The organism is Oleiphilus sp. HI0132 (assembly GCF_001635845.1).
On the sequence record NZ_LWGJ01001644.1, the window covers coordinates 1 to 833 of the forward strand.

Sequence of the window (833 nt, forward strand, 5' to 3'; positions counted from 1 at the left end):
TATGAAAAATCACAACTATTTACTTTAATGGCGATTGCCGGTTTGACGGGTGCAACGCTACGAATACCCAGCACCTTCTTTATCCGTTTGGCGGGTGGCCGAAATACAATCTTCTTTACCACAGCATTACTCATGCTACCTGCAGCCGGTACAGGTATCGCGCTGTCTAACCCTGAAACACCTTTCTGGGTTTTCCAGGTACTAGCGCTTCTATCTGGCTTTGGTGGTGGTAACTTCTCATCTTCAATGTCAAACATCAGTTTCTTCTTTCCTAAGAAGCAGCAGGGCTTGGCGCTAGGTTTGAATGCGGGTCTGGGTAACTTTGGTGTTACTACGATGCAGATTCTGGTTCCATTGGCGATGACTGTTGGCATGTTCGGCGCACTAGGCGGCGAGTCAATGACGCTAGTTAATACTTCAGGTACCTTGATCGGTAAGATTCCTGCAGGTACTGAAGCATGGATTCAAAATGCAGGCTTCGTGTGGTTGCTCTTCCTGATTCCTCTCGCACTTGCTGGCTGGTTCGGTATGAATAACTTGCGTGAAGACCACATTTCGCCAAGTATTCCTGGCCCTGTTGGTTCTTTCGGCTTAATTTCAATGATGTTGCTGGTTGGCTTTGCTTGTGCAATCTTCGGCCTATGGTTGATGCTTCCTGAGAAAGTGGGTGGTTCAGGTTTTGGTGTAAGTAAGTGGATCGTATTACCTATTGTTATCGCAGCGACAGTATTTGCTTTGAAAGCGATTCCAGGTCAGATCGGTGAGAGCTTAACGCGTCAGTACAAAATCTTTGATAACAAGCATACTTGGGCAATGACAGTTATTTATACAAT

At 46.0% G+C, this 833-nt stretch carries 1 pseudogene; it reads left to right on the top strand.

The annotated features are described in order from the left end of the window. Positions 1–833: pseudogene (locus tag A3766_RS25300) on the top strand (antiporter); the annotation flags it as partial.